Here is an 8675-nt window from a genome sequence, read left to right as displayed (position 1 = left end):
TACAATCTTCGCTTCGCACCTTCCGCCTCAACTGTCAACCCCTAATCGCCGTAAGGTGGCTGATAGGATTGTGAATCTCGTCTATGTGTTCGTCGAAAATATGACTAGGGACAGTGCTTCTCATCCAAAGACGCAATGCTTCTCCAGTGAATGGGCTATCTAAAACCCTTTCAATCATTGTTACAAAGAAGGGGATGTGTTGCTTCTCTGGATATAGCGTAAAGTGCGCGACATCCTCGGTAAACTTAAAATTGACGCACATCCCCAAAAAAATATTTCCGGGCGTGATTTCACAGGGATATAGTTTTCCCTTTTCCACTAGATAAAGTTCAACAGGTAATTCTATTTTCTCCATCCTAACTAGAAATATATAGAAAGCCCCCGCCCCGAAAATGGGTGGGGGCTTTCTTCGACTCAGTTTAAGCTTAAGCTTACGCCTTCACTTCACCCTTGCTCTTGGCGAGGATGCCGCGCAGCACGGTTTGCAGAATGCCACCGTTCTTGTAGTAGTCAATCTCTACGGGGGTATCAATACGGCACATCACGGTAATTTCGCGGCTGTTGCCGTCCTTGTCCGTCAGCTTGACCTGCACGTCCTGGCGGGGCTTCAGGTCGGCAGGCAGGATGAAGTCGAAGGTTTCTTCACCCGTGATGCCCAGGCTGTCGGCGGTTTCGCCGTTCTTGTATTGCAGGGGCAGCACGCCCATGCCCACCAGGTTGGAGCGGTGAATACGCTCGAAGCTCTCGGCAATCACGGCCTTCACGCCCAGCAGGAAGGTACCCTTGGCGGCCCAGTCGCGGCTGCTGCCCATGCCGTAGTCCTTGCCTGCCAGCACGACCAGCGGAATGCCCTGCTCTTTGTAGTTCACGCTGGCGTCATAAATGCTGGTCACGTTGCCGGTGGTGAAGTCGGTGGTAAAGCCGCCTTCGGTGCCGGGGGCCAGTTGGTTTTTCAGGCGGATGTTGGCAAAGGTGCCGCGCGTCATGATGCGGTCGTTGCCACGGCGGCTGCCGTAGGAGTTGAAGTCCTTGACGGGAATGCCGCGCTCGGTCAGGTACTTGCCAGCGGGGGTATCGGCCTTGAAGCTGCCTGCGGGGGAGATGTGGTCGGTGGTCACCGAGTCGGCCACCTTCACCAGCACGCGGGCGCTGCGGATGTCCTCGATTTCGCTGGCCCCGCCCGCGAGGTTGTCGAAGAAGGGCGGGTTCTGGATGTAGGTGCTGTCTTCCTTCCAGTCGAACAGGTCGCCTTCGGCCACGGGAATGGCGTTCCAGTCCTGGTTGCTCTTCTCGATGCCGTCGTAGACCTTCTTGAACATGTCGGCGTTGATGGCGCTGTCCATGACCTGCTGAATCTCGGCGTTGGTGGGCCAGATGTCCTTCAGGAACACGTCCTTGCCGTCCGCGTCCTGCCCGATGGGGTCGTTGACGATGTCGTTCACAACGGTTCCGGCCAGCGCGTAGGCGACGACCAGGGGAGGGCTGGCGAGGTAGTTGGCCTTGATGTGGGGGTTCACGCGGCCTTCAAAGTTGCGGTTGCCCGACAGCACCGAGGCCACGACGAGGTCGCCTTCGTTGATGGCCTGCACGGTGGGTTCGGGCAGGGGGCCGCTGTTGCCGATGCAGGTCATGCAGCCGTAACCCACGGTGTTGAAGCCGATCTGGTCGAGGTAGCTTTGCAGGCCAGCGGCTTCCAGGTACTCGGTCACCACACGAGAACCGGGGGCGAGGCTGGTCTTGACCCAGGCCTTGCTCTTCAGGCCCTTCTCGACGGCCTTCTTGGCGACCAGACCCGCCGCGATCAGCACGCTGGGGTTGCTGGTGTTGGTGCAGGAGGTAATAGAAGCCAGCGTCACCGCGCCGTGCCCGATCTTGATGTCGGTGCCGCCGATGGTGCCCTGGGCGTCCAGCTTGCCTTCGGGCAGCTCGAAGCCACGGGCCTTGACGGGAGCCTTCAGCGCCTCATCGAAGACGGTGTGCATGTCCCCCAGGGCCACGCGGTCTTGGGGGCGCTTGGGGCCAGCCAGGCTGGGGACGATGGTGCCCAGGTCAAGCTCGATGGTGGTCGTGAACACGGGGTCGGGCGTTTCGTCGGTGCGGAACATGCCCTGAGCCTTGTAGTACGCCTCGACCAGTTCGATTTCGGTGTCCAGGCGACCCGTGCGGCGCAGGTAGCGCAGGGCTTCGTCGTCCACGGGGAAAAAGCCCATGGTCGCGCCGTACTCGGGGGCCATGTTGGCGATCGTGGCGCGGTCGGGCAGGGTCATGTTGCTCAGGCCCGCACCGTAGAATTCCACGAATTTGCCTACCACGCCCGCCGAGCGCAGCATTTCGGTCACGCGCAGCGCGAGGTCGGTGGCGGTGGCCCCTTCGGGCATCTGGCCCGTAATCTTGAAGCCCACCACTTCGGGCATCAGCATGTAGATGGGCTGGCCCAGCATCACCGCTTCGGCCTCAATGCCGCCCACGCCCCAGCCCACGATGCCCAGACCGTTGATCATGGTGGTGTGCGAGTCGGTGCCCACGAGGGAGTCGGGGTACACGACTTCGCCGTCGTCCCCATCTACCGACTCTGGGCGGCTCTGCACACCTTTGGCGAGGTATTCCAGGTTGACCTGGTGAACGATGCCGCTGGCGGGGGGCACCACGCCGAAGTTGTCGAAGGCCTGCTGGCCCCATCTGAGGAACTCGTAGCGCTCGCGGTTGCGCTCGAATTCCAGCGCCATGTTGTTGGCGAGGGCGAACTCGGTGCCGAACTCGTCCACCTGCACCGAGTGGTCAATCACGAGGTCAACGGGAATCAGGGGGTTGATCTTGCTAGGGTCGCCGCCCAGTTTGACCATCGCCGAGCGCATGGCGGCCAGGTCCACCACGGCGGGCACGCCCGTGAAGTCTTGCAAGATCACGCGGGCGGGCTTGAAGGGGATTTCCACTTCGGGGTTGTTGGCGCTCCACCCCGCGACGGTTTCCACATCTTCGCGGCGCACGTCGTAGTCGTTGGCTTCGCGCAGCACGCTTTCCAGCAGCACCTTGATGCTGACGGGCAGGCGCGACACGTCATGGCCCTGGAGCTTGTTGAGGTTGTAGAAGTAGTACTTCTGGCCGCCGGGAACCGTCAGGGTATCGCGGGTGCCAAACAGATTCATTGCCTTGTCCGACATGGAAAATCCTCCTTGAATTGAGCCTGTAGGGGCTTACCTTCCCATCATAGAGCGCGTGACGTGTTTTTCGGGCGTTACCGGGGCAGGCACGAAGGGGTATCTTCGTCACTCCTATAGAGACGACACAGGTTGCATGGCCTCTGTCGTCGTGCCAAGGACGGCCTACGGAGGTCGGTTGGGGCAAAATGACCGCCATGACCGACCTCGACCTCCCCTTTCCCGATGCTGCCCTCGCGCCCCATGAGGAAGAGCGTTTTCAGGCCCTAGAACAGACCGTCAGCGACGGCCTGCGCGATTTTCAGCGCACGGGACAGGCGCTGGCGGAAATTCGGGACAACGGGTTCTACCGCGAAACCCACGCCGACTTTGAAACCTATCTGCGCGACCGCTGGGGCTTCAATCTGCGGCAGGCCGACCGAATCATGGACGCGGCGGTGGTCGCCCGGCAGCTTGCGCCGCTGGGAATCGAGGCCAAGCACGAAAAGCAGGCCAGCAGCTTCAAGCCCGCCGTCAAGATTCTCGATGCGCTAGAGCCTGAACAGCAGCGGATGGTGGGCCGTCTGGTCGAGGAGCGCAAGGCCGCCGAGCAAGGCGACCTGGCCCCCTGGGAAGAGGCCGCCGCCCCCGAACTGAAAATCATGGCGGGCGTGGTGCAGAAAATGACGCCCGACAAAACCGTCTACCACCCCGAAAGCGGCGAGGAAGTCGCCTTCGACAGCCTTTCGCCCGCCCAGCGCTACGACGTGGTGCGCGAACACGTCGCCCAGAAGACCCAGCAGTACCACGAAAAACAGGCCGCCAGAGCCGCCGCCGAGCCTGCCGAAAAAGTCAACTGGGCCGCGTGGTGTTTGCAGTACGCCAAGGAAGGGCTGTCGCCCGAGCAGCGGCTGGAAATCGTGCTGGAACGGGGGCGTGACGGCAAGCCCATCATCCATGCCCGCGTGGTGGACAAGGAAACGGGCGAAGTGCTGATGGAAGGCGAAGCGGTGGGCAACATGAAAAACGCCGTGCTGGGGCTGGTGCGCGAGGTTGGCGGCTGAGGCGTTGATGGTTGATGGGTTCGGCCTTCGGCCTGATGGTTGATGGAGAAAAGCGTTTTTTCCTTTCCGCCCTTGACCTTGCCACTCTGGACCTTCCTCCCACTTTCGGCGGACGCTTTCCTCCTGACCCGCGCCTAGGCTGAGGCATGTTCAGAACTCTGGCGTTGCTGGCGGTATTGGCAGGCAGTCCGGTAGCTCAAGCGGCTTCCCCAACGGTCGCCGTGCATTCCCCGAGTGGGCAAGCGGTGAAGGTTCCCGTTCCCAAATCGGGAGATGTGGCGCTGGCCCAGGCCCGGCTTATCCGCCTTTCGCCGCGTGGCGACGCTGCCGCCGTGCAATTTTGCCTGGACGTGTCCTTTTTCGGCATATTGCTGTGTGAGGTGGATCTGGTGCGTCCGGGCGGGCAGATTCTGCGACTGAAGGGTGGGGCTGTCGAGGGACAACTGCTCTGGTCCTCCGACGGCAAGTACCTGATTGGGGCGGGAGGCAACACCTTGCGGCTGTGGAATCTGGTGGGCGGTCGCCGCCTGACTGTGGTGAACAATTTTGGCGATGGGCCGCAGACCCGAACCGACCACATCAGCAAAATGTGGTGGCAGGGGGATGATTTATGCGTGCAGGCACAGGGAACGGTCTGGAAAGCCGTGAGCAGCAAGGGCAGGCAAGGGAAGACAACGACTTTCACGGCTCGGTTCACTGTTCCGCATTTGCAACCTGTGAAAGCGGTGGCACGGCTTGCCTGCTCATCCCTGTAGCTCGGGGCTGACGGTCGCCTGACATCTGCTTGCTCCCCTGAGGCATGAAGCTCACGCGCAAACTTGCTCTCGGAATGGCGGTCGCCTTGCTGACGCAGGGGGGCCACGCCGCGCCCGCCAATTTCATGGACGTGGCGACCAGCCCCAAGGGTTCGACCAACTCGGACATGTTCCGCGACGTGGGCCGGGTGTGCGGCGAGGCGTCTTATTTGCGCCAGCGCCAGACTTCGGGCAGCGTGGAAAACCTCGACCTGCTGCTGAGCAACCAGGTGTCGCTCGCCTTCGTGCAGCTCGACGTGCTCAAGGCCCGTGACCAGATCGAACGTGACCCCCGCGCCAAGGACGTGCGGGTGCTGCTGCCGCTCAACTTCGACGAAATTCACCTGATTGCCCGCCCTGCCAAAAAGGATTTCCTGGGCCGGACCAAGGGCGTGACCAAATTCACTGACCTGAAGAGCAAAAAGCTCGGGGCCTGGGGCGGCAGCGTGATTACCGCCAAGGTCGCCCAGGCCAAGAGCAAGCTGAATTTCAGCGTCGTGCCCTACAAGACCCGTGAAGAGACGCTGGCGGCGCTGGCGGCGGGCAAGGTGGACGCGGTGCTGGCGGTGGTCGGCCAACCCGCCGACTGGGTCAAAGCCCTGAACCCGGCCCAGAACGTGCTGATTCCGCTGGATTTGCCGCAGGGCACCCTCAGCGGCTTCTACCGCCCCGCTACACTGCGTTACCCCGGCTTTTCCGATGTGCCGACCTATGCCGTGCAGCGCATTTTGGCGACCCGCAACTTCACCGACGCCCAGCGCCGCGCCGTCCTGCTGCGTTACCAGAAGTGCGCCTTTTCCAAACTGAGCGTCCTACAGCAGACGCCCGGCATGCACCCCAAGTGGACGGAAGTGACGTTCAAGGAACAGGACTGGCCGCTGTTCAAGTAGGCGGGCGCAAGGAGCAGAGGTCGAGCATAGCCGCAGTAGGCCGCTCGACCTTTCTCCTTTTACCCTCCCATCAAGACTCGGGCGCTGACGGCGCATCATAGAAGCATGACAGGAGTTCTCAGCGGTTTGACGGTCATCACCCTCGCGCCCAACGTGCCGGGGCCACTCGCGGCGGCTTCCTTGCGAGACGCCGGGGCCAAAGTCGTCAAAATCGAAGGCCCGGCGGGTGACCCCCTGGCCCAGATGTCGCCCGAGTGGTACGCCGAACTGCACCGGGGCATCGACGTTCAGGTCATCGACCTCAAGACGGAAGCGGGGCGGGCCGCCCTCGACACCCTGCTGGCGGGGGCCGACCTGCTGCTGACCAGTTCGCGTCCGGGGGCGCTGACGCGGCTGGGGCTATCGCCGGAGCGGCTGGGGCGCGACTTTCCCCGATTGTGCCGCGTCACCATCGTGGGTGACACCCGCGACCCCGAGGCGGCGGGCCACGACCTGACCTACCAGGCCGAGGCGGGCCTGATCGACCCTGCCCAGCCCGCCATGCCGCGCACCCTGATGGCCGACCTGATGGGCAGCCGCGAAGCCTACGCCGCTGCGCTGGCCCTGCTGCTGGGCCGTGAACGGGGCCAGACAGAGCGCGAACGGGTGGTCGGTCTGGGCGACGCCGCCCGCTTTGCCGCCGCGCCCTACCGGGTGGGCCTGACCGCGCCGGGCGGCCTGCTTTCCGGGGCCTACGACAACTACCGCCTCTACCAGACCGCCGACGGCTGGATTGCCGCTGCGCCGCTGGAACCCCATTTCGCCGCCCGCTGGACCGAGACGCTGGGTGAAGACGCTGCCGCCACGCTGCGGACCCAGCCCACCGCCCACTGGGTCGCCCTCGCCGCCGAGCGTGATTTGCCGCTGGCTGCGCTGGACGGAGCAGGCGAAGGATGACTTCGCTGCGTGAACGCCTGGGCCTGCGTCTGCCGCTGGTGCTCGCGCCGATGGCGGGCGGCGTGTCCACCCCGGCCCTGGTCGCAGCGGTATCCGGGGCGGGTGGACTGGGGAGTCTAGGGGCCGCTTACCTGTCGCCTGCCGAGATTCTGAGGGCAGGGCAGGACATCCAGCGGCAAACGGCGCAGCCCTGGGCGCTCAACCTGTTCGCTCCGCAGGAAGTTTTGCCCGTGTCCGACACACGAGTGACGACGGCGCTGGCGGAACTCGCCCCTTTTCATGCCGAACTGGGCCTGCCCGCGCCTGGCTTCAGCGAGCGGCCCGAACCCGACTTTGCCGAACAACTGGCGGCGGCCCTGTCGCTGCGTCCGGCGGCGTTGTCCTTTACCTTCGGCCTGCTGAGCGCGGCGCAACTGGCGCAGGTGCGGGCGGCGGGGGCGCTGGCTATAGGCACGGCGACGGGCGTGGACGAAGCGCGGGCGCTCGCGGCGGCGGGGGTAGACGCCGTGGTGGTGCAGGGCGGCGCGGCAGGCGGGCACCGGGGCGGCTGGCAGCACGACGAACTGGCCGACACTTTCGCCCTGACGCGGGCCGCCGCGCAGGCCATAGACCTCCCCCTGATTGCCGCCGGGGGCCTGATGACCGCCGGGGACGTGCGCTCGGCACTGGACGCCGGAGCAGAACTGGCGCAGTGTGGCACGGCCTTTTTGCTGACCGACGAAGCCGGAACCTCGGCCCCCTACCGGGCGGCGCTGGCTCGCGGCGGCGAAACGGTGTTGACCCGTGCCTTCAGCGGACGCCCAGCACGTGGACTGAAAAACGCCGTGACCGAGGGAGTTTCGCACCCCTTGCCCTACCCGCAGCAGAACGCGCTGACCCGGCCCATGCGAACGGCGGCGGCTCAGGCTGGACGCGCCGAATTTCTCAGCTTGTGGGCGGGAACGGGCGTGGGGCAGGTGCGCCCCGGCCCGGCGGCAGAGGTGGCACGGGCGCTGGCGGGGGAGGGATAACTTGCGTTCAGAAGTATCACTTGAGGTTATCTGGTGCTAAATATTGACAAATAACATCAGAAGCCATAATTTGATGTCACCTGAGATGGGCTGGCATAGTCTGGTCATGACGATGAGTGGTGATGAAGTCCTGACCCTGGAAGAATTGGCGGCCTATCTCAAGGTGAGCGAAACCACCGCCTACGCCCTGGTGCGCAGCGGTGAACTGCCGGGCCGCAAGGTCGGGCGCGAGTGGCGCTTTCTGAAAGCGCGGGTGGTGGCCTGGCTGATGGCCGCCGGAGGAGACGACATGCAAGCAAACGGTGTGGTGCAGCGCGACGAACTGGGCGGCGAGTACAAGGTGGAAGGCGGTCAGGAATATGTGGCCCTGTGGCTGCCCATAACCCGTGAGGAAAAGGCAGCGCAGCTTGCCAAAGCCGAGCGCGAGGGCGTCAGCGTCAGTGCGTTGGTGGCGGACTATCTGCGTGACTGGGCCAAAGCCTGACGCAACGCTGAGCAGGCCAGAAAAAAGACCTTCCTGGGCGGGTGGAAGGTCTTTTTTCTAGCTTCGGCGGTCAGCGGAGTTGGTGCCCGGCTTCCCGCAAGGCCGTCAGTGCGGTGGGCAGGTCACGGTGGGCGACCAGCACATAGTCGGTGTCGAAGGTGGACACGGCGAAAATGCCCACCCCAGCGTCACGCAGCGGGTCAAGGATACTGGCGAGCACTCCGGTCAGGCCGAAGTCGAAGGGGCCATGCAGCTTGAGCGCTGCCCAGCCCCGGCTGCTCTGCACATTGTCGGGCACCTGCTTCGCCCCGCACACCACCGAGAGTTCATCGGCGGTGCGGGTCACCGACCACCAGTCCC

The 8675-nt window shown here is 63.9% G+C and carries 8 protein-coding genes; 6 read left to right on the top strand and 2 right to left on the bottom strand.

Annotation, left to right across the window (positions count from 1 at the left end):
* Positions 1–431: 431 nt before the first annotated feature.
* A complete protein-coding gene (acnA, locus tag Q4C89_RS10125; RefSeq protein WP_303102489.1) occupies positions 432–3161 on the bottom strand; it encodes an aconitate hydratase AcnA in 2730 nt (909 codons plus the stop codon).
* Between the two features lie 194 nt (positions 3162–3355).
* On the opposite strand from acnA, the gene Q4C89_RS10120 reads away from it, so the two are divergent.
* The 6 genes from Q4C89_RS10120 (at position 3356) to Q4C89_RS10095 (ending at position 8315) form a co-directional block, all read left to right on the top strand.
* Complete coding sequence (locus tag Q4C89_RS10120; protein WP_303102488.1) at positions 3356–4201, top strand: hypothetical protein; 846 nt, start codon at positions 3356–3358, stop codon at positions 4199–4201.
* 146 nt (positions 4202–4347) lie between these two features.
* The gene (locus Q4C89_RS10115) at positions 4348–4956 is read left to right on the top strand and encodes a hypothetical protein (protein ID WP_303102487.1); all 609 of its coding nucleotides are present in this window, start codon (positions 4348–4350) and stop codon (positions 4954–4956) included.
* Between the two features lie 44 nt (positions 4957–5000).
* Positions 5001–5885: a TAXI family TRAP transporter solute-binding subunit gene (locus Q4C89_RS10110; protein ID WP_303102486.1), complete on the top strand. Its 885-nt coding sequence runs from the start codon at positions 5001–5003 to the stop codon at positions 5883–5885.
* Positions 5886–5990: 105 nt separating this feature from the next.
* A complete protein-coding gene (locus Q4C89_RS10105; protein WP_303102485.1) occupies positions 5991–6821 on the top strand; it encodes a CaiB/BaiF CoA-transferase family protein in 831 nt (276 codons plus the stop codon).
* A complete protein-coding gene (locus Q4C89_RS10100; protein WP_303102484.1) occupies positions 6818–7831 on the top strand; it encodes a nitronate monooxygenase family protein in 1014 nt (337 codons plus the stop codon). The genes Q4C89_RS10105 and Q4C89_RS10100 overlap by 4 nt, the downstream gene beginning before the upstream one ends.
* 106 nt (positions 7832–7937) lie before the next feature.
* Positions 7938–8315, top strand: a complete 378-nt coding sequence (locus Q4C89_RS10095; RefSeq protein ID WP_303102483.1) for a helix-turn-helix domain-containing protein — start codon at positions 7938–7940, stop codon at positions 8313–8315.
* A gap of 70 nt (positions 8316–8385) precedes the next feature.
* Here Q4C89_RS10095 and Q4C89_RS10090 read toward each other — a convergent pair.
* A partial coding sequence (locus Q4C89_RS10090) for an ACT domain-containing protein (RefSeq protein WP_303102482.1) occupies positions 8386–8675 on the bottom strand: 290 nt, incomplete at its 5' end.

The organism is Deinococcus sp. (genome assembly GCF_030523985.1).
Lineage (GTDB): Bacteria > Deinococcota > Deinococci > Deinococcales > Deinococcaceae > Deinococcus.
Note: the sequence above shows the minus strand (reverse complement) of the source record. Positions and strands in the feature narration are given on the sequence as shown.